Here is a 20,346-nt window from a genome sequence, read left to right as displayed (position 1 = left end):
ACTCAGTGAACTCCCTAGAGATTATGCGGACACAGGGAGCTTTTGGCCACTTGACCTGAATGTTTGCTGAATCGTTAGACGCCGCTCCCTTCGACCTTCCGGCCCAGATTCCGCAGCTCCGCCTCGCCCGCCTCGGCTAGGACGTCGTCGATCGTCTGGCCCTGCCGGATGAGGAAGAACTGGAGCGTGCCTTCTCCCTCTGCTTCGATGCCGACCACAGCGCGATATCCGTACACGGGCACCCGCGGGAGCAGGTTGTAGGAGAACGGGTTCGAGAAGTAGTAGGCACCGGTCTCGGGCACGGCCACGAGGTCGCCGACGTCGAGGCGCGGCAGCAGACGATCACGGACGAGGAGGTCACCGGAGAAGCAGGCGGGGCCGGCGACGTCGGTGGGGACCGCCTCGGCGATCTTGGGCTCACCGGCGGCGGTGAACGGCAGGACCCGCAGCGGCCAGTCCGCGGGGGCGTAGGCGGTGCGCGTGGCGACCTGGACGCCGGCGTGGGTCATGGCGATGTGTCGCCCGCCGGTGGTCTTCGCGTATTCGACGCGGGTGAGGATGGTGCCGGCCTTCGCCAGCAGCGCGCGGCCGAATTCGGTGACGACGTCGAAGTCGAACAGCTCCGGCACTTCCTCGTCGAGTACGGAGCGGTAATCAGCGAAGGTCGGGGTGACGTCCTCGCTGTCGAAGTTCACCGACAGTCCCCCGCCGATGTCGATGCGCGTGATCTGGCGGGTCGCGGCGCGCGCATTGATCTCCAGGGCGAGGTCGACGGCGGCGCGGATGCCGGCGGCGGCCTTGTCGAGGCTGATGCCCTGAGAGCCGGAATGGACATGGATCTGATTGAGCCAGGGACGGCCGAGATGAGCCGCGATGAGCGCCTCACGGATTCCCGGGTCGGCGAGTCCGACGCCGAATTTCGAGGTCTCGGTCGCTGTGCTCAGAGCACCGATCGCGCCTGTCCCCGATTGCGGATTGATGCGGAACCCGATCCTCGCCGAGGCGGAGCCGCGGCCGTGTTCGCCAAGGAGGGTATCGAGGCGGGCGAGTTCATCGAAATTGTCGACATTGATCGAGACCCCGAGCTCGACCGCGCGACGCAGCTCCATCCAGGTCTTGGCCGGAGAGTCGAAGACGATCCGATCGGGTGCGAAACCGGCGGCGAGGGCGAGTTCGAGCTCTCCGGGGCTTGCGACTTCGCAGCCCGCGCCGGCCTGCGCGTAGCGACGCAGCAGTGACGGCAGCGGCGCAGCCTTGCAGGCCACCGCGTGGAGGACCTCACGATCGGATGCGAAAGCAGAAGTCAGATGTTCGAAAGCGGCGTCCACTGCGTCGAGGTCGACGAGTCCGAGAACAGGCGACTGATCGGACAGCGCGGGAACGTCATCGCGAACCGCGGTCCCGAGGCCGGAGGTGCCAGCGGATCGCGTGCCAGCGGATCGCGCGCCGGTGACTCCGAGACCGGCCGTTCCGAGGCCGGCCGCTCCGAGGCCGACGTGGTCGGCTCCGGAGGCGGCGGCGGAAGGGGTGCTGTTCTCGGCGATCGCTCTGATCGCGTGTGCGCGACTGTCCGCGATGGGCTGCTGGCTGCGGGGCATGACATCCTTTGTTCGTGATCTGATGTCACTTTAGGACGGCTTACCTCGTGGAACCGACAAATCCGCACCAAACTTCACCAAGGTCGATTGTAGGTTTCACACCATGACGGAACGACGGCCGGCGACATTCAGCCGCCGGGTCGACAACCGTCCGACTTCAGACACCGGGTCTCAGCCCCCGGCCCGGTCGTGAGCGAGCACCGCGAGTTCGAGCCACAGCCGCTCGGCGGGTTCTGCCGTCGACAAGCCGGTGATCTCCTCGATCCGGCCGAGCCGGTGCCGCAGCGAATTCGTATGCACGTGCAGCCTGCGGGACGCCTCGGCGGAGTTGCCGACCGTGGCGAAATAGACTCGCAGAGTTTCGAGCAGGCTGCCGTTGTGGGCCGCATCGTGCGCGGCCAGTGCCCGAGCCGGCCACACCACGCTTCCGACGTCTGCCCCGGCGGCTCCAACATCGGCACCTGCAGCATCGCCCTCGGCAGCGAGCAGGGCATCGGCGACGCGCAGTCCGATGACCTCGGCGGCAACGTCTTCAACGGTCGCTCCGATGATCGCCTGGGCCGCCTCGGCGCTTCCCTCCCCCCGTCTCGCCTTCGCAATGCCCTGACCGCCCCTGTCCGCGTCGCCGTCAGCTCGACCGCCGTCAGCACCACCGCCGTCAGCACCACCGCCGTGAGCACCACTGCCGGCCGCGTGCTGTCCGCTGTTCAGGGCATCGACGACGTATGCGGCTTCCAACCAGGAACGATGAACCCGATCGAGGCGGTCGACCGGAGCACCGACGCCGAAGCTCAGCCTCTCAGCACCCGGCAGCGAACGCCGCAGCGTCGACAGCACACGGTTCCGAATCTGCGCGGCATCCGCTGGTGCGCTCATCTGCACGAGAGCCGCAAGATGCTCCCCCGTCCCCGACTCGACCTGCGAGAGCACGGCATCGGCGAAAGCGGCCCGCAGATGGAACCGCAGGACGGGCTCTCGTTCGGGGGCCACCTCGGCGAAGGCAAGGACACAGTAGTGCCCGGCGAACGGGAGGGCGAGCAGGGTCGCCGAGGGGCCGAGTTCGGCGGACCCGGCGAGGATCGCGGCGAGCGCCTCCCGCCGGATGCGCTTCTCGAACGGTGAGCGCCGCAGCGTCCGCAGCATCACCGGCAGGGCGGCACGAGCGGCATCGCGCAGCACCTCCCGCAGCGGAGCCGGGTCGAGCTCGGCCGGGTAGGCCGCCCAGATCGTGCCGATGAGTTCGCCCTCGCTGCGCAGCGCGATGACGGACCGAGCCGGCGATGTGCCCGCGGCGGGACGCTCGACGACATCGGTCGATCGCCGGACCGTGTCGAGGAAGCCGGACTCCTCGAGCTCGGCGATCCGCCAGCCGGGTATGGCCCCGGACAGAATCGTCTCGCGCCGAATCTCATCGATGTCATCGCCGAGGTTGGCATGGGCAAGCACACGCGAGGCCGGGTCCTCGATCGTGATCGATGCCCCCGTGGAATCCGCGATGACCGCGGCCAGGGAACTGAGATCGTCGGCATCGGGCCAGGCCAGAGCGCTCGTCGCACCTTCCGTGAGCTGCCGCAGGTGGACAAGCACCTCCGACCAGGTTACGTGCGGCGACCGTTCGAGGAGCACCGGAGCCTCGCCCCCGCTTGCTGGAGCATCGTCGGCGGTGTGCGCACCCTCGCCGAGGTGGGTGTGCGATCCGGGTGGAAGGACCAGTGCCGCTGCTCCCGCATAGTCGGCCAACACCGTGCCCAGTCCCGCGCGACTGTGCACCGCCTCGGTGACGAGGACGACGGTGCCCGACCGCGGTCCGCGATCGGCCCGATACGAGCCACGGTAGGAGACCACGGTGCTGCGGCTGGGATCGGCCTCCTCGGCGCGGGACTCATTCGTCGTCGGCAGGTCGAAGCCGAACTCGATCCGGGTGATGACGACATCGTCGGCCACCTCGGTGAGCGGCAGGAGGAGGCCTTCGGTGTCCCGGATGAGGCGGGACAGGCGCGGGCTCGAGGTGTCGGTCATATCCCCACTGTAGTCAACCGCCGGTGGGGGCCGCGCGGTCGAGTCGGTTGCCGCGGAACAGGGGGCGGCCGCCTCGGCGCGGGAGGTCTATTCCGGGGAATAGAACTTGAACTGGAGGGCCCGGACGACGAGTTGGGCGAGGTTCTTCGCCTCCAGTTTGATGCGCAGGTTCCGGGAGTGCGTTTTCATCGTGTGCATGCTCAGGCCCAGTGCCTCGGCGATCTCGTCGTACCCGAAGCCCTGGCAGAGCAGGATGAGCAGCTCCAGCTCGCGCTCCGTCAGCTGCGGGGCCGATACCGGAGCCTCGGGCAGATAATCGCCGCTGATGGCGATGTCCTCGGCCAGGCCTTTGAGCAGTTCGGGCGACTCCCCCGCCGAGGCGGCACGCACGACCGCGACGAGCTCGCTCTCACCCGCGGTCTTGTTGAGCACGGCCAGGGCACCGGCCTCGAGGCCGCGGGCGATCCCCGGACCCGGCGCCACCGTGGTCAGCAGCACCACATGGGCCCGCGGATCGTGATCGATGATCGCCGCCGTCGCGTCGACCCCGGTCATGCCCGGCGGCATGTTGACGTCCATGAGCACAAGATCGGGGCGACTCGCGACGAAGACATCGACGGCGTCCTCACCGGTGTGGACCGGGTCGAGGACGCGGAATCCGCCAGCGTCACGCAGCGCCGCAGTGATCGCGCGCGTCGTCCAGGAATCGTCGTCGACGACGAGGACGGAGGGGGCGGCTGCGGCTTCGACGTCGGCAGCGGTGGGCGGGTGCGGGACGGGAGGGGTCAAACGTCGACCTTGTCGTGGTCGTCCCTCGACTCGGTCCGTGCGGGGACGGTGCCGGATGTGGTGGGACCGGTGGCCGTTGCGGGCCTGCGGCCGGTCTCGCGATCGGTTCCGCCGGTTGTGGCGGATCGGGTCTCGGCGGTCGCGCCGAGTCGGGTGTCACTGGTCGCGTCGGAGCGGGTGTCACTGGTCGCGTCGGATCGAGGGTCGATGACGTCGATCATCTCGCTGGTCTCGGCCTTTTCGGTGGTGTCGGCCCTGTCGGCGGTGTCGGCCGTTGCGGTCGGTGACATGAAGCGGACGGGCAGGGCCACCTCGACGATGGTGCGCTTCGCCTCGTCGGAGCCCACTTCACAGGTTCCGCCCACGGCGGTCGCGCGGCTCGACAGCGATCGCGGCACCACGGTCAGCTCTGTCGGCGAATCGTTCGTGCTGCGGCATACGAGCTCGGCCCGGTCGCCGCTCTCACCGCGGATTTCGACGGTCAGGCTCGCGGGCGTGTCCGGGGTGGAGTAGCGGATGACATTCGTGGCGAGCTCAAGCAGGATCGCGCGGAAATGACGGGCGAGCGTGCTCGAGGAATAGCTCGGCAACCACGCGAGCTGCACGTTCAGCGGCACGGATCCGGCAGCGCAGCCGTCCTCGATCGCACTCGTCAGCTGCTCCGCCTCGGCGCGGAACCGGATGCGGGCGTCGCGGGTGCCCGCGGAGCTGGTCTCAGCCTCCCATGTGCTCAGGCTCCTCACGAGCTGGCGCAGGCGTTTGGTCGCTTCGGCGTTGACGAGGGCGAGTTCGGCGAGGAGCCGGTCGGCATGAGCCGGGTCGGTCTCCTTCGCGAGCGTGCGGATGATCGCGGACTCGGTGGTCAGGGAGTGCGAGATCGTGTCGTGCATGTCGCTGGTGAACCGGGCCCGCATCGCGTCGAGGCTGCGCTGATGGTCGACGGCGGCCCGCTCGCGGCGGTCGATCTCACGGCTGATCCGTGCTTCGACGAAGCTCGCGCACAGTCCGAGGAGCGAGTAGGTCAGCCATCCGTAGCCGAGGTCGGTGAACCCCTCGAAGCCCGCGTCGTAGGATCCGACCCAGGTCGAGAGCCCGAGGTAGCCGCCCAGCCCCGCAGTGCCGACGGCGAAGCCGATCCAGCGACGACGACTGATGAGGACCGCCGTGGCCAGCAGCAGCGCCTCGGGGAACATGTTCTCCAGGTCCGGGTAGAGCGGCGAGAAGAGGATGCCGAGGCCGGTCGAGGCGATGACGGTCGTCAGCGGCACGAAGGCGGCGAGGAGGATGAGCGCATAGGCCACGACGAGGAACGTCGCATAGCGCGGTTCGACGATTTCGAACGCCCCGGGCACGAAAATAGTCAGGCTCATGATGAGCGCAAGCAGACGGATCGGCAGGTCGATGAAGCGCGGCCCCCTGAGGAACCGCCAGACCCGGCCAGGCGTGCTCATGGCGGAGTCGTCGATCGCTGAAGTCATGCGTTCTATTCTGCTACAGTTCCGGCGAACCAGAAACGCCCCCTCCAAAACACCTGACGGCGGCCCAGCAACCTCGCGCGAGGTTGCTGGGCCGCCGTCAGGTAGTAATTGTTAGGGGAGGAGTTCGGCGAGGGCTGCCTCGATGACGTCGAAGGCGTCGTGGAGCAGCTCGTCCGAGATCGTCAGCGGCGGCAGGAAGCGCAGGATATTGCCGAAGGTTCCCGTGGTGAGCACGAGGACACCGTTCTTCGCGCAGTAGTCCGCGATCTTCTTGACCAGGTCCGCGTTCGGTTCGATCGAATCGTGCTCGACGAACTCGGCGGCGATCATGGCGCCGCGGCCGCGGACGTCGCCGACCTCGGGGTACTTCGACTGCAGCTTCGTGAGACGGTCGACGATGATCTCACCGATGTGTCCGGCCCGATCGGCCAGTCCGTCCTCCTCGTACGCGGCGATCGCGCCGAGTGCGGCAGCACAGGCGATGGGGTTACCGCCGTAGGTGCCGCCGAGGCGGCCCGGTCCGACCGAGTCCATGATGTCGGCGCGACCGGTCACGGCCGACAGCGGCAGACCGCCGGCGATGCCCTTGGCGGTGGCGACGAGGTCGGGGACGATGCCCTCCCATTCGGAGGCGAACATCTTTCCGGTGCGGGCGAATCCGGCCTGCACCTCATCGGCGACGAAGACGATGCCCTTCTCGCGGGCGTAGTCGACGAGCGTGGGCAGGAAGCCCTCGGCCGGGACGATGAAGCCGCCCTCGCCCTGGATCGGCTCGATGACGATCGCGGCGACGTACTCGGAGCCGACCTGCTTCTCGATCATCGAGATGACGCGCTTGGCGGCATCCTCACCGCTGAGCTTGGTGCCGGCCGCATCGTTGTCCCGGAACGGGTAGGACATCGGCGCACGGTAGACCTCACCGGCGAAGGGGCCGAAGCCGGCCTTGTAGGGCGCGGCCTTCGCGGTCATCGCCATGGTCAGGTTGGTGCGGCCGTGGTAGGCGTGGTCGAAGACGACGACGGCGTCGCGGCCGGTGTGGGCACGCGCGATCTTCACGGCGTTCTCGACCGCTTCGGCACCGGAGTTGAGCAGCACGGTGCGCTTCTCGTGGTCTCCCGGGGTCAGCCGGTTGAGCGCTTCTGCCACCTCGACGTAGCTCTCATACGGATTGACCATGAAGCAGGTGTGGGTGAAGGCCTCGAGCTGAGCCTTCGCGTTCTCGACCACGCGCGGGTTCGCGTTGCCGGCGGTGGTCACCGCGATTCCCGAACCGAGGTCGATGAGCTGGTTGCCGTCGGCGTCCTTGAGGATGCCGCCGCCAGCCGCAACCACATAGGCGGGCAGGCTCGAACCGACACCGGTCGCCACGGCGGACTTGCGACGCGTCTCGAGTTCACGGGACTTCGGTCCCGGAATCTCGGTGACGATTTTACGTTCCTGCGGCAGAGCTTCGCCGCCAATCTCGAAAGCTGTCATAAGGGGAACAATAGGGGTTCGCAACGGCTTTTGTCACTTACCGTCCGCAGGCTGAGCAGTACGTCACGCCCTGAGCATCGAACGATCATGATCGGAGCGTTTTCGGTACGGAATTCGTTGCGGCCCTGAGACGGATTCCGCGGCGGGTCGAGGACCGATTTCTCGGCGGCTCAGAGACGGAATTCGCGACAGTGCGCTGAGGCGGAATCGTGCCCGCCGGCGCCCCGGATCGGCACGGGTGCCACATCACGAGCGATCGCCCGCGACCCTGACCGGTCAGGGTCGCGAACCGACGCGATCAGCGGTGCTGATTGCGGGCGTCGACGTCCTTGTTCCGCGCCGGCAGGACCCGTTCGTGTTCGCGCACGGGCACGACGATCGTCTCCTGCGCGCCGACCACGCGGTCGCCGTCACTCATTTCGAAGCTCAGCTGCGCCTCGGGTGACAGATTGCGTTTGACCACGGCCAGACCGATCGGTCCGAGCTCCCAATGCACGGTCACCGAGGTCAGGGTGCCGACGCCGCGTTCGGATCCGCGGACCTCCGCGAGCGCCTCGGTGCCGGGGTCGGGGGCGATGTGCCCGGACCCGTCGAGGTGGACGAAGGCCAATCGCCGAGGCGGCTGACCCAGATTGTGCACACGGGCCACGGCCTCCTGGCCGCGGTAGCAGCCCTTGGCCAGGTGGACGGCGGTGCGCAGCAGGTCGAGTTCGCCGACGAGCGCCTTGTGGTCGACCTCGTTCCTCCCCGGCCGCCACGCGGCGATCCGCAGCGCTTCCCAGGCGTCGAACCCGGCCATGTCGAAGTCTCGGACCGACAGTCCCTGCAGCTCGGAGCGTTTGACGATGCCGATGACGAACGGGGTCTCGAGCCCCGGGTGTTCGGTGCCGGCGACGGACTGGCCGAGGTCGACCTGAGCGTAGGAGGCCGAGCCGGGGCCGATGTGCGGCCACGGGTCGGACCACAGCTGGGTCACCGGCAGCTTCTCAGGAAGCGCTGTCACGGCACCGAAGCACTGATAGTCGTCGCTGAGATCGTCGATCTCAACGCGCATCATGAAGACCATCTTGCGCAGGAAATCCAGCGTCTCATCGGTGGCCAGTTCGCTGATCGCCCACAGTGCCTCGCCGTCGTCGACGACCTTCAGCCACCCTTGGATGCGGCCGTTGGGGTCGAGGACCAGCGCTTCGGTGGACACTCCGGGAGCCAGAGCGTCGATCTTCTGCGTCGTGATCGAGTTCAGCCAGGTCAGCCGGTCGGGTCCGCTCAGACGCAGCACGCGCAGGTGGGCGAGGTCGACGAGGCCGTCCTTGTCCTCGAGCACCCGCTGCTCACGCAGGGACGCTCCGTAGTGGATGGGGGTCTGCGACAGTTCGCCCGCGCCCAGAACCGCGGTCGAGCTCAGCCCACGGGCGAGCGAGGACCGGCGCACCGCCTCGGCGGGGGTGTCGGTGTTCTCCGGCGACGGCGAATCGGAGGGAACGGCATTCGGCGACACAGGATCAGTCATCTTAAGACAGCTTCTTCAATCTGGCAGAGGAATGGGAGGCGAGTTCGTGGCCCATGGCGGCCATGTCCCAGGCCCACATGAGTTCACCGCCGACGAGGCCGTACATCCGCGTCGAGGCGGAGTACTCCTTCGCGGTCTTCGTCCTGGCCACGACGTCGGTGGCCAGGTCGATGCGCGGACCTTTGACGGTGCCGGCATAGAGTTCCATGACTCCGTGCGGGTGGACGACCTCGGCTTCGATCTCGAAAGCGTCGTCGTTCGTGCGCAGGGTTTCGACCGCGGCGGCAGAGGTGAAGCTCTGTTCGGCCGTGGGCACCATCATGCCCGGTCCGACGTCACCGTCATCGTGCTGACGCACGAGCTGCCAGATCCCGGTCTCCAGGGTCAGGGTCGATTCGAGTTCACCGGACTCATCGAGCAGCCATGCATGCGCGGTGTATTGGAGGAACGGGGTGCCCTCATGGGCGACGAAGTCGATGCGTTGGCCGAACTGCTTCTCAGGCGTGTCCGCATAGCCGACGACACCGACGCCTTCCCAGGACCCGATCAGCCAGGACAGGGGGACGAGCTCAGGATGGACCGAGGCATCAAGTTCGATCATGAGGGATCAGCGGTTGTCTTTGAACAGCGCGGTGACGACCTTGACTCCGACGCCCAGGGCACCGAGAGCGGCGAGGCCGACGAGGCTGGAGAAGACGATTTCGAGGGCAAGAAGATTTTCCATGCTCCCAGTCTACATTTGCTCAGAGTGCGATGCGTTCGAGGGCGTAGACGACGACTCCGCCGAGCGCGATGGGAGCGGCACCGAGGGCCAGCTGCACGGCGAAGCTGCGAGCCTTCTCGACGTTCTTCTTCACCTCGATGTTCTGCGAGGCTTCGAGGTTCGCCGCCTGGAACTTCGCATACGCGATGAGCCCGAGCATCCGGTCGACAGCGGCCACGAGCAGACCCATGATGATGCCGAGGATGAGAGCGGTGGGCCAGGTGATCGAATCGTCGAACACGAGCACGGACAGGATCCCGGCCACGGCGGTCGACATGGCCAGGGCCAGCGGCGAGGTGTAGATCGCCGGCCATGGCAGAGCGGTCATGCACTGCGCCGTGATGAGCGCGATGAGGCCGATGATGATGGCTTCCTTGTCGCCGGGCACCGTGATCGCAGCGACCCAGGTGCTCGCCGACAGGACGATGACGAGGCCGGAGACCTGCGCGGAGACATTCGCCACCGCGTAGGAGGCGCCGATGCCGCGGGTGAGGTTCTGCACGAAGGTCCACAGCAGCCCCAGGCCGGCGAGCACGGGCAGCCAGTCGAGATACGGAGCCGACTCGTCCTGCCATGCTGCGAACAGCCCCGCCATCCCGAAGACGGCAAGCATGATCGAGGTCGCCCGCGGCTGCGGGGAGTCCGTCAGGCGCGGCCACCCGTAGGCGACGCCGAGGACGATGAGTCCGGTCGCCAACAGGAACACTGAATAGCCCCAGTACACGGAGGTGCTGAGGGCCAGCACCAGTACCAGGGCGACGGCTACTCGAATCCATCTGATCACAGCACTATCGTGCCTCATCTCATTGCACGCACGCGATTTCGCCCCTGCCCCACCCGTCCCCTTCAGCCTCGGCGGACGCCGTCCCGCTCATTCCTTTCGACCTCGCCGGCCCCGTCCCACCCCGGACTCGCACGGTCGAGCACCCGCTGTTCCCGACGGTCCGACGTCGGGAACGGCGCACCGGTCTCGCTATAATCTGCACAGACGACGGGCGCCGAGGAGGTGGATGCAGCACATGCGGATTCTGCACATCTGCCCCACGGACAGACTCGAGGCCCCCATCGCGCCCGAATCCCTGCAGTACCTGGGCCATCACATCGACCGCCGCGGCGCAGATGAGATCGCGCACGCGCACCGCGAATCGCTGACCGCCGACGTCGTCATCGCCGATGCCTGCCTCGACCTGTCCCTGGCCCCGCGCATCGCCGAGGTGCTCACCGCGCGGAAGGTCACTGCCCCGATCATCGTCGTCCTCGGTGAGGGCGGATTGGCGACCGCCTCGGCGAAATGGAACGTCGCCGACCTCATCCTCACCACCGCCGGCCCCGCCGAGGTGGAGGCGCGGCTGCGCGTGGCCCGTGACCGTCACCTCGACGCGCAGCGGTCCGCCCCGCCCACCGGTCCGCAGGGCTGGGCCGGCCCGACCGCGGCCGGGAACCGAGGACTGTCCGGAAACCGAGGATTCTCCGGCAGCCGAAGCTCGGCCGGGTACGCCGGGGGCAGCGGCACGAACCGCACCGGTCAGCGCCGCCACGGCGATGACCCGTGGAACGCCGACGGCGAACCGCTGGTCGTCGTCACCGGCACCCTGCGCATCGACGAGACCTCATTCACCGCCGACCTCGGCGGACGCAGCCTCGACCTGACCTACCGCGAGTTCGCGCTGCTGAAGTTCTTCGCCATGCATCCCGAACGCGTCTTCACCCGTGACGAGATCCTCCTGGCCGTGTGGGGTGAGGACTACTTCGGCGGCACCCGCACCGTTGACGTGCATGTTCGCCGCCTCCGTGCCAAACTCGGCAAAGACCTTGAGAACGCCATCCACACCGTGCGCAACGTCGGCTACCGTTTCAGCGCCGACAGCGTCACCGAACCAGAGGACGTGAAGGCATGAGAATCCAGGCCAGCGGAGCGACCGCGAACACCCCGATCGACACCCTCACCGAGGAGGAGCTGTCCTTCCTCGACCGTGTGGCCGCCGCCGACGGAGCGCCCGAGATCTCCGGCGGGCTCATGGCCATCGCCACCGGAGAGGACACCGCCCACGCGGCGCAGACCGCCTCGTCCGTGTGGCGCGTCTTCGACGGACAGACTCTCATCGGCTTCGGCATCCGCGCCCTGCAGGGCGACCGTCACGCCGCCGAATTCCTCATCTCCCCCGACCACCGCGGGCAGGGCCTCGGCGCAGAGCTGCTGGCCCTGATCCTCGCCGAGGAGCCCGAATCCTGGTGCTGGTCCCACGGCGACCATCCGGCCGCGGCGCACCTGGCGAAGAAGCATGGGCTCGGCCGTGACCGCGTGCTCTATCAGATGCGCACCGAGGCGGGGCTGAGGCTGGCCGACCTGCCTGCCACGCAGGCGCCCGAGGGCGTCGAGCTCCGATCCTTCGCCCCCGGTGACGAAGCCGGCTGGCTGGCTGTGAACAACGCGGCCTTCGACTGGCACCCCGAACAGGGCTCCCAGACCCGCGCCGATATCGACACCATCGTCACCGCGGCCGACTTCGATCCCGACACCGTCGTGCTCGCCGTCCGCGACGGCGAGGTCATCGGCTTCCACCAGATCAAACTCACGGACACGGACGGGCAGGGCCGCCTCGGCGAGGTCTATGTCGTCGGTGTCGATCCGACCGTCCACGCCAAGGGTGTGGGCAAGGCGCTGACGATCGAGGGGATGCGGCGGATGGTCGCCGCCGGCGCCGAGGTCATCGAACTCTACGTCGAATCCGACAACGCCCCGGCGCTAGGCTTGTACGAGCGGCTGGGATTCCATGTCGCGGTCGCGCACGTGTCCTATGCACCGGCATCTCAGCCCATCGGTGCCGAGAGCACGAGCCCAGCGACGACGAGCGAGAAGGAGTAGAGCGTTGTACGACATCGCAGCAGCCGGCCAGGAGCTGGGTCTGCCCGATCCCGCGGACCGCTTCCTCGATCGGGAACTCAGCTGGCTGGCCTTCAACGAACGAGTCCTCGACCTCGCCTCGGATCCGGAGATCCCGCTGCTCGAGCGGGTCCGGTTCCTCTCGATCTTCGCAACGAATCTCGACGAGTTCTTCATGGTCCGCGTCGCCGGTCTCAAACGCCGCATCAACACCGGGCTGGCCGTGCCGAGTGTGACCGGACGGATGCCCGCCCAGGTCATGCACGACATCGGGGTCCGCGCGTATGAGCTGATGAGCCGGCACGCCGCGCTGCTCAAGGACGATATCGGCCCCCGTCTCGACGCGGAGTCGATCTCGAAGGTCCAGGTCGACGACCTCACCGCGGACGAACGCACCCGCGTCGACGCGTTCTTCTTCGGTCACGTCTTCCCCGTCCTCACCCCCCTCGCCGTCGATCCCGCGCACCCGTTCCCCTATATCTCGGGACTCTCGCTCAACCTCGGCGTGCTCCTGCGCTACCCGGACTCGGGCAAGGAGCTCTTCGCCCGCGTCAAGGTGCCCCCGCGTCTGCCCCGATTCTTCAACGTCGCCGCGGCGACCGACCGCCCCGCCGGACGCGACGTCCCGGCCCGGTTCGTCGCCCTCGAGGGCATCATCGCCGAACATCTGGGCACCCTCTTCGAAGGCATGGAGGTCGTCCACCACTCGACCTTCCGCGTCACCCGCAACGAAGACCTCGAAGTCGAAGAGGACGATGCGGAGAACCTGCTCAAGGCCCTGGAGAAGGAGCTGCTGCGCAGGCGCTTCGGCCCGGCCGTGCGGATGGAGATCACGGAGAACATCCATCCCCGCGTGCTCGAGATGCTCAAGGACGAACTGGGCATCCACGAATCCGAGATCTACCATCTGCCGACGCCGCTCGACCTGTCGGGAATGTCCGATATCGCCGATGTGCCGCGCGATGACCTGCATTTCCCGAAGATGGTCCCGCAGATGAACAAGGATCTGTCCCTGCGCGAATCCAGCGACCAGGTCGACGTGTTCGAAGCGGTGTCCCACCACGACATCCTGCTGCACCACCCCTACGATTCGTTCTCCACCAGTGTGCAGGCCTTCCTCGAGCAGGCCGCCTCGGACAAGAACGTGCTCGCGATCAAGCAGACGCTCTACCGCACCTCCGGCGATTCGCCGATCATCGACGCCCTCGTCGATGCCGCCCAGGCCGGCATCCAGGTGCTCGCCGTCGTCGAGATCAAGGCCCGCTTCGACGAGGAGGCCAACATCACGTGGGCGCGCAAGCTCGAACGCGCCGGCGTCCACGTCGTCTACGGCATCGTCGGACTCAAGACGCATGCGAAGCTGTCTCTGGTGGTGCGGCAGGAGGCCGAGGGGCTGGCCCGCTACTGCCATGTCGGCACCGGCAACTACCACCCGAAGACCGCCCGCGGCTATGAGGACTTCGGACTGCTGACGAAGGACCGCGCGGTCGCCGATGATCTGACGAAGCTGTTCAACCAGCTCTCCGGCTATGCGCCGCGGTCCGAGTACTCACGGTTCCTCGTCGCCCCCAGCCAGGTGCGCACGGGACTCATCGAACTCATCGACGCCGAGATCGCCAATGTCGAGTCGGGCGGCACCGGGCAGGTGCGCATCAAGGTCAACTCGATCGTCGACGAAGCGATCATCGACGCCCTCTACCGGGCGTCTCGTGCCGGGGTGAGCGTCGAAGTCTTCGTCCGCGGCATCTGCGCCCTGCGACCGGGAATCGAAGGACTCAGTGAGAACATCACCGTCCGCTCCGTGCTCGGCCGGTTCCTCGAGCACTCCCGCACCTTCGTCTTCGGCAACAACGGCGACCCCATCGTCTACATCGGGTCGGCGGACATGATGCATCGCAACCTCGACCGGAGGGTCGAGACGCTCGTGCAGATCGTCGACGACAGCCACCGGGACGAGGTCATCGAACTCTTCGACCTCGCGTTCGCCCCGACCACCTCGGCGTTCGAACTCGCCGACGACGGCAAGTGGACCCGGAGCACTCACGATGCCGACGGCAACACCCTCATCGACTACCAGACCGAACTCATCCGCAGACACCGGAAGCGGCGTCGAATCGGGGACGAGGCGTGAGCCGCTCGTCGGTCAGTTCGGCGCAGGCGTCGTCCCGGGTCAAAGCCGATGTGCTCGCCGCCGGCGCCGTCTGCTGGCGGCGCGGACCCGACGGCCTCGAAGTGGTGCTCATCCACCGTCCGAAGTACAACGACTGGTCCTGGCCCAAGGGCAAGGTCGACCCGGGCGAGACTCTGCCGGAGACCGCCGTACGCGAGGTCAAGGAGGAGACCGGCCTCGACATCCACCTCGGCGTTCCGCTGCCCTCGGCCGAATACACGGTCGGAGGAAAGAACCTCAAGAAGGTCTTCTACTGGTCGGCCGAGGTCAAGGGCGAAACCGTCTTCGCTCCGATGAACAGACGCGAAGTCGACCGGGCCGCATGGTTCCCGGTCGACAAGGCCCGGACCAAGCTGACGTCCTATGCCGATCGGGAGCAGCTCGACGCGGTGGAGAAGTTCGACTCCACGGATGCGCTGCGCGCCTGGCCGCTCATCCTCGTCCGCCATGGCAAAGCGTTCCCGCGGTCGAAGTGGTACGAGACCGAACATGTGCGACCGCTGCTCAAACTCGGCACCCGACAGGCGATGGCCCTGACCGGTCTGCTGGGAGCCTGGAAGACGAAGAAGCTCATCTCCAGCCCGTGGAAGCGGTGCATGGCAACCCTGGCCCCGCTGTCAGCGGCCAGGGGACAGCCGATCAAGAAAGCCCAGACGCTCAGTGAGAAGGCGACCTCGGCGAACCCGGAGAAGACCGCACGGTTCATCCGCAATCTGCTGGAGAAGGGAAAACCCGTCATCTACTGCACGCACCGCCCGGTGCTGCCGACGATCTTCTCCGTCTACGCCGAACATGCCCCCAAACGCGTGGTCGCGAAGCTGCCGAAGGACGACCCGTATCTCAAGCCCGGTGAGGTCCTCGTCGCCTATGTGCGCCCCGGCGCGATGCCGCGCATCGTCGCGATCGAACGCGTCCGCCCCATCGACAGCTGATCGAGGGATCTCAGCCCCTAGTGCGGATGAACGGATTCGCCTGTGAGGGTGAGCCGATCCGCTCGTGACGGTGAGCCGATCCGCTTGTGAGGACGGGCCGCCTCGGCGAAGGGACTGCCCTCAGCCGACGGTGCAGTAGGCGCCGTACATCAGCGGCCCGAGGAGGGTGGCGTCTGCAGCATCCAACTCGTCGGTGAGCCGCTGCGTGAGCGAGTCGATTCCGAGCTCATCGCCGGTCACAATCCCCTGCTGCTCGAGGTAGGGCAACAGAGCGGCCAGGGCATTCACCCAGCCGAAGCTCGGTGCCTCCGCCCCGCCGCCCACCGGTGCGCTCAAGGTCAGGTGCGGGTCGGGCAGCCCGGCGGAACGGTACGCCGCGAACAGGTCTCTGCCCATCCTGCTGTGGATTCCTATCGATGCGAATGTCTGCAGAATCAGTTCTCTCACGTGCTCCAGCAGCGGCGTCTCCGCACTCGCCCACACCTGTGCGACGTCGAGTTCGTGCATGACCAGCAGACCCCCAGGGCGCAGGTGCCGGCCGAGTCGCTCCACCACGTCGACGGGGCTGCGCAGGTGCATGAGCACGGCTCGGCCGACGATCGCGTCGAAGTCTTCGTCGAGGTCGAGGGTGCAGAGATCCGCCTCGGCAAACTCGATCTCTCGCCGATGGCCCAGCCGACTGCGGGCACCCTCGAGCGCCTCGGGATTGCGGTCGACGGCGAGCACATGCCCGTCCCGGCCGACGAGATCGGCGGCGATGACGGCGACGTCTCCGGCGCCGGTGCCGATGTCGAGGACGCTCATGCCCTCAGTGATTCCCGCTTCGATGTGCAGCTGCTTGGTCAGAGGGTCGAAGACGACCGACTGGTCGCGCAGTCGTGAATGTTCGCTCTCGGACTCGCCGAGGACATATCGGTTCTCATCCTTCATGGCTTCGACCGTAGGATCGGGGCCGGACCGGGACAAGAGATCGACGAACCTCAGGGGGCGTGTACGCATACGGCGGGCCGCCTCGGCGAGGGAATGCCGGTCCCGACAATGATCCTTTCACGAAAACGGCGCGGTCTGTGATCAAGCGCTCAAGGCGGTTCCAACCCTTCGCCCCTCGTTCACCTCCCATTCACGTTTCAACTCCTTGCACTTCACGCGTGATCTTTAGCGTGGAACACGAGCAATCGAGAACTCTCGAGCTGTGTCCACAACCATGAAAGGCATCTTCGTGAAGATGAAGCATCTCGCCCCCTCCGCTGCGATCCTCGCGGTCGGCGCCATCACCCTCTCGGCCTGCGGCGGCCAGTCCGCCACCGGCGAGGAGGCTTCGGGCGGCAGCAGTGACCTGCAGGGCACCCTGACCGGCATCGGCGCGTCCTCGCAGAAGGCAGCTATGGATGCCTGGACAGCGGACTTCACCTCGCAGAACTCCGGTGTGACCGTCAACTACTCCCCCGACGGCTCGGGTGCCGGCCGTGAACAGTTCCTCGCCGGCAACGCACAGTTCGCCGGTTCCGATGCCCACCTCGACGATGACGAGGTCAAGGCCGGTCAGGAGGCCTGCGGCGCCGACGGAGCCTTCGAGTTCCCCGTCTACATCTCCCCGATCGCCGTGACCTTCAACGTCGAGGGCGTCGATGAGCTCAACCTCTCGCCCGACACGATTGCGAAGATCTTCAAGGGTGACATCACGAACTGGAACGACAAGGCCATCAAGGCCGACAACCCGGACGCGGAGCTGCCTGATCTCAAGATCACCGCAGTCCACCGTGCCGACGACTCGGGCACCACCGAGAACTTCGCCGAGTACCTCAAGGCCACCGCCGATAAGACGTGGGACGCCGAGGTCGACGGAAACTTCCCGAAGGAGTACGGCGGCGAGGCCGCTCAGGGCACCGACGGCGTCATCCAGACGGTTTCGGACACCGACGGTGCCATCGGCTACGCGGATGCCTCCGCCGTCGGTGAGCTCAACACCGCCAAGGTCAAGGTCGGCGACGAGTTCGTCGAGCTCTCCCCCGAAGCCGCGACCAAGGTCGTCGACGCTTCGGAGAAGGTCGAGGGACGCGACGAAGGCGATCTCGCCTTCGACCTCGCCCGCGACACCACCGAGTCCGGTGCCTACCCGATCGTCCTCGTCTCCTACCACCTCGTCTGCTCCTCTTACGAGGACCAGGAGACCGTGGACATGGTCAAGGCCTGGGAGAAGTTCGTCGTCTCGGAAGGGGGACAGAAGTCGGCCGCCGATTCGGCAGGGTCCGCCCCGATCTCCGACGACCTGCGTGCGGAGATCGAGAAAGTCATCGACTCGATCAAGGTCGCGAGCTGACATTTGGTCTCTGACCTCGAGAAATAACCAGCCGGAGCGGCGCAGAGTCCCTGCGCCGCTCTTCGGCGCCTGTGAACCGACCAGGGTTCCACCACAAGTCACGTGAGGAGTACTTGTGCCGACCAGCACACCGATCACCGAGTCCGGCCCCACAGGTCCGGGCTCCGCTCCCGAGGCCGGGCCGCAGCCGCAGAGCTCGAGTCCCGCTCCTCGGCAGCAGAAGGCCGTCGTCCGCCCCGGCGACCGCATCTTCTCCGCCGCCACACTCATCGCCGGCATCCTGATCCTGCTCATCCTCGCAGGGGTGGCGCTGTTCCTGCTCGCACAGTCGAAGGACACCATCGCCGCGCAGATCAGCGATCCGGCGCAGATCACCGGCGGCAAGGGGTTCCTCTCCTATGTGTGGCCGCTGGTCATCGGCACCCTCATCTCCGCGGCGATCGCGCTGATCGTGGCGACTCCCTTCGCCCTGGGCATCGCACTGTTCACCACGCATATGGCTCCGCGCAGGCTCGCCCCGACGCTCGGCTACGTCATCGACCTGCTCGCCGCGATCCCCTCGGTCGTCTACGGCCTATGGGGCATCGCCCTGGCCGGGAACCTCACGGGCTTCTACCTGTGGCTGTCGAAGTGGTTCGGGTGGATCCCGATCTTCGCTCCGGCCGAGGACGGGTCCGTCTCGCAGACGGGACGCACGCTGCTGACCGCCTCCCTCGTGCTCTCGATCATGATTCTGCCGATCATCACCTCGCTGACCCGGGAGATCTTCCTCCAGACCCCGCGTCTGCAGGAAGAGGCGGCACTGGCCCTCGGCGCCACCCGCTGGGAGATGATCCGCATGGCCGTGCTCCCGTTCGGCAAGTCCGGCATCGTCTCGGCGACGATGCTCGGCCTCGGACGCGCGCTCGGTGAAACCATGGCCGTGGCCATGATCCTCTCCCCCGGCGTCCTCACCGCCTCGCTCGTCGTCAGCGGCAACCAGACCATCGCCTCGGAGATCGCGCAGAACTTCCCCGAAGCCGCGGGTCTGCGTCTGTCCGAACTCATCACGGTCGGCCTCGTCCTCTTCGTCATCACTCTGCTGGTGAACATGGGAGCCCGCGCCATCGTCGCCCGTACCTCGGTGAAGGGAAGCTGAGAACGTTGACCACCGCAGATACCGCCATCGCAAAGCCGAAGAAGCTGACCTCGAAGCAGCTGCCCAACGCCACCCCTTGGGTCGTCGCCGCCGCCTCGATCGTCGTAGCGACCCTCATCAGCCTCATCTCCTTCGGCGGCTTCAACATCCCCGTCGTCGCCGTGCTCGCGGGCCTCATCAACATGGTCGCCGTGTTCGCGGCATCCGCAGCCTACGAAGGACGCCGCAAGGCCGTCGACCGCGTGGCGACCACCGTCGTCACCTCGACCTTCGTCCTCGCCTGCGTTCCCCTCATCTCGCTGCTGTGGCTGACCGTGTCCAAGGGCGGGGCCGCCATCAGCGGCGACCTGCTCACTCGCACGATGCTCGGGATGAAGGGTGTGCTCGACCAGCAGTACGTCGCCGGTGAAGCCACCCTCGCCGGCGGTTTCTACCACGCCATCGTCGGCACCGTGCTCATCACACTCGCCGCCTGCATCATCTCGATCCCGATCGGTGTCCTCACCGCCATCTACCTCGTCGAGTACTCGAACAAGAACCGCCTGGGCAAGGCCATCACCTTCCTCGTCGACGTGATGACCGGCATTCCCTCGATCGTCGCAGGTCTCTTCGCCTTCGCACTCTTCTCGACGATCGCGAATGTGCTCATGCCGGCCTCGGCGGGAATCGCGAAGACCGGCTTCACCGCGGCTGTGGCCCTGTCGGTGCTCATGATCCCCATCGTCGTGCGCAACACCGAGGAGATCCTGCGTCTGGTGCCGATGGATCTGCGTGAAGCCTCGTACGCTCTTGGCGTGCCGAAGTGGAAGACGATCATGAAGATCGTCCTGCCCACCTCGGTGTCGGGAATCCTCTCCGGTGTCACCATCGCCATCGCCCGCGTCATCGGCGAGACCGCACCGATCATGGTCACCGCCGGATTCGCGAAGACCCTCAACTGGAACCTCTTCTCCGGCTGGATGTCGACGCTGCCGACGTTCATCTACGATTCGCAGCTGCGCCCCGTTTCCCCCGGTGCGGCCGCGCTGGCCAGCTCCGAACGGGCCTGGGCCGCCGCCCTCGTCCTCGTCCTCCTCGTCATGGTCCTCAACCTGCTCGCCCGCATCATCGCGAAGGTGCTGGCGCCGAAGGCCGGCCGCTGATGTGCGGCGCGGACGCGCGACGCGGACGTGCGACGTGATCTGGTCACGGTGCGGCCGCCTCGGCGATCATCACAGCGGCGCATGCCGGTCACGATTCTCTAGACTCATCACAATCCACGGATAGGAA

General features: G+C 66.9%; 16 protein-coding genes. 7 read left to right on the top strand and 9 right to left on the bottom strand.

Translation table 11 applies throughout. The annotated features are described in order from the left end of the window. Positions 1-74 precede the first annotated feature (74 nt). From ACSE4D_RS11215 to ACSE4D_RS11180, 8 genes are all read right to left on the bottom strand, one after another. Entirely contained in the window at positions 75-1,598 is a 1,524-nt protein-coding gene (locus tag ACSE4D_RS11215) for a diaminopimelate decarboxylase (protein WP_436325958.1), read from the bottom strand. 171 nt (positions 1,599-1,769) lie between these two features. Then, positions 1,770-3,617: a PucR family transcriptional regulator gene (locus tag ACSE4D_RS11210; protein WP_436325957.1), complete on the bottom strand. Its 1,848-nt coding sequence runs from the start codon at positions 3,615-3,617 to the stop codon at positions 1,770-1,772. Positions 3,618-3,704: 87 nt separating this feature from the next. After that, complete coding sequence (locus ACSE4D_RS11205; RefSeq protein WP_436325956.1) at positions 3,705-4,406, bottom strand: response regulator; 702 nt, start codon at positions 4,404-4,406, stop codon at positions 3,705-3,707. Then, entirely contained in the window at positions 4,403-5,884 is a 1,482-nt protein-coding gene (locus ACSE4D_RS11200) for a histidine kinase (RefSeq protein ID WP_436325955.1), read from the bottom strand. Before ACSE4D_RS11200 ends, ACSE4D_RS11205 begins: the two co-directional genes overlap by 4 nt. A 111-nt stretch (positions 5,885-5,995) precedes the next feature. Then, positions 5,996-7,360: a 4-aminobutyrate--2-oxoglutarate transaminase gene (gene gabT / locus ACSE4D_RS11195; RefSeq protein WP_135540044.1), complete on the bottom strand. Its 1,365-nt coding sequence runs from the start codon at positions 7,358-7,360 to the stop codon at positions 5,996-5,998. 298 nt (positions 7,361-7,658) lie between these two features. Continuing rightward, positions 7,659-8,870, bottom strand: coding sequence for a CAF17-like 4Fe-4S cluster assembly/insertion protein YgfZ (gene ygfZ / locus ACSE4D_RS11190; protein WP_436325954.1), 1,212 nt, complete (start codon positions 8,868-8,870; stop codon positions 7,659-7,661). Position 8,871: 1 nt separating this feature from the next. Beyond that, the gene (locus ACSE4D_RS11185; protein ID WP_436325953.1) at positions 8,872-9,471 is read right to left on the bottom strand and encodes an FABP family protein; all 600 of its coding nucleotides are present in this window, start codon (positions 9,469-9,471) and stop codon (positions 8,872-8,874) included. 142 nt (positions 9,472-9,613) lie between these two features. Further along, positions 9,614-10,417: an ammonia permease gene (locus tag ACSE4D_RS11180; RefSeq protein ID WP_436325952.1), complete on the bottom strand. Its 804-nt coding sequence runs from the start codon at positions 10,415-10,417 to the stop codon at positions 9,614-9,616. Between the two features lie 235 nt (positions 10,418-10,652). On the opposite strand from ACSE4D_RS11180, the gene ACSE4D_RS11175 reads away from it, so the two are divergent. The 4 genes from ACSE4D_RS11175 to ACSE4D_RS11160 are packed head-to-tail and all read left to right on the top strand — an operon-like array spanning position 10,653 to position 15,619. Beyond that, positions 10,653-11,531 (top strand): winged helix-turn-helix domain-containing protein, encoded by an 879-nt coding sequence (locus ACSE4D_RS11175; protein ID WP_436325951.1) that lies wholly within the window; start codon positions 10,653-10,655, stop codon positions 11,529-11,531. Next, on the top strand, positions 11,528-12,499 hold the full coding sequence (mshD, locus tag ACSE4D_RS11170; RefSeq protein ID WP_436325950.1) for a mycothiol synthase: 972 nt from the start codon (positions 11,528-11,530) through the stop codon (positions 12,497-12,499). Before ACSE4D_RS11175 ends, mshD begins: the two co-directional genes overlap by 4 nt. Before the next feature lie 4 nt (positions 12,500-12,503). Beyond that, positions 12,504-14,648 (top strand): RNA degradosome polyphosphate kinase, encoded by a 2,145-nt coding sequence (locus ACSE4D_RS11165; RefSeq protein WP_436325949.1) that lies wholly within the window; start codon positions 12,504-12,506, stop codon positions 14,646-14,648. Continuing rightward, positions 14,645-15,619 (top strand): NUDIX hydrolase, encoded by a 975-nt coding sequence (locus ACSE4D_RS11160; protein ID WP_436325948.1) that lies wholly within the window; start codon positions 14,645-14,647, stop codon positions 15,617-15,619. The genes ACSE4D_RS11165 and ACSE4D_RS11160 overlap by 4 nt, the downstream gene beginning before the upstream one ends. Positions 15,620-15,739: 120 nt before the next feature. On the opposite strand, the gene ACSE4D_RS11155 is transcribed toward ACSE4D_RS11160, so the two are convergent. Next, positions 15,740-16,549, bottom strand: coding sequence for a class I SAM-dependent methyltransferase (locus ACSE4D_RS11155; protein WP_436325947.1), 810 nt, complete (start codon positions 16,547-16,549; stop codon positions 15,740-15,742). A 289-nt stretch (positions 16,550-16,838) separates the two neighbouring features. Between ACSE4D_RS11155 and pstS the strand changes: the two genes are divergently transcribed. The 3 genes from pstS (at position 16,839) to pstA (ending at position 20,219) form a co-directional block, all read left to right on the top strand. Next, the gene (gene pstS, locus ACSE4D_RS11150; RefSeq protein ID WP_436327133.1) at positions 16,839-17,939 is read left to right on the top strand and encodes a phosphate ABC transporter substrate-binding protein PstS; all 1,101 of its coding nucleotides are present in this window, start codon (positions 16,839-16,841) and stop codon (positions 17,937-17,939) included. A gap of 247 nt (positions 17,940-18,186) precedes the next feature. Further along, entirely contained in the window at positions 18,187-19,077 is an 891-nt protein-coding gene (gene pstC, locus ACSE4D_RS11145) for a phosphate ABC transporter permease subunit PstC (protein ID WP_240689831.1), read from the top strand. A gap of 5 nt (positions 19,078-19,082) precedes the next feature. Continuing rightward, positions 19,083-20,219, top strand: coding sequence for a phosphate ABC transporter permease PstA (pstA, locus tag ACSE4D_RS11140; protein WP_135540028.1), 1,137 nt, complete (start codon positions 19,083-19,085; stop codon positions 20,217-20,219). The last annotated feature ends 127 nt before the right edge of the window (positions 20,220-20,346 follow it).

Source organism: Brevibacterium sp. FAM 27836, assembly GCF_051351055.1.
In the GTDB taxonomy this organism is placed as follows: Bacteria; Actinomycetota; Actinomycetes; order Actinomycetales; family Brevibacteriaceae; genus Brevibacterium.
The sequence above is the reverse complement of the archived record's forward strand: the minus strand, read 5'-3'. Positions and strand labels throughout refer to the sequence as shown.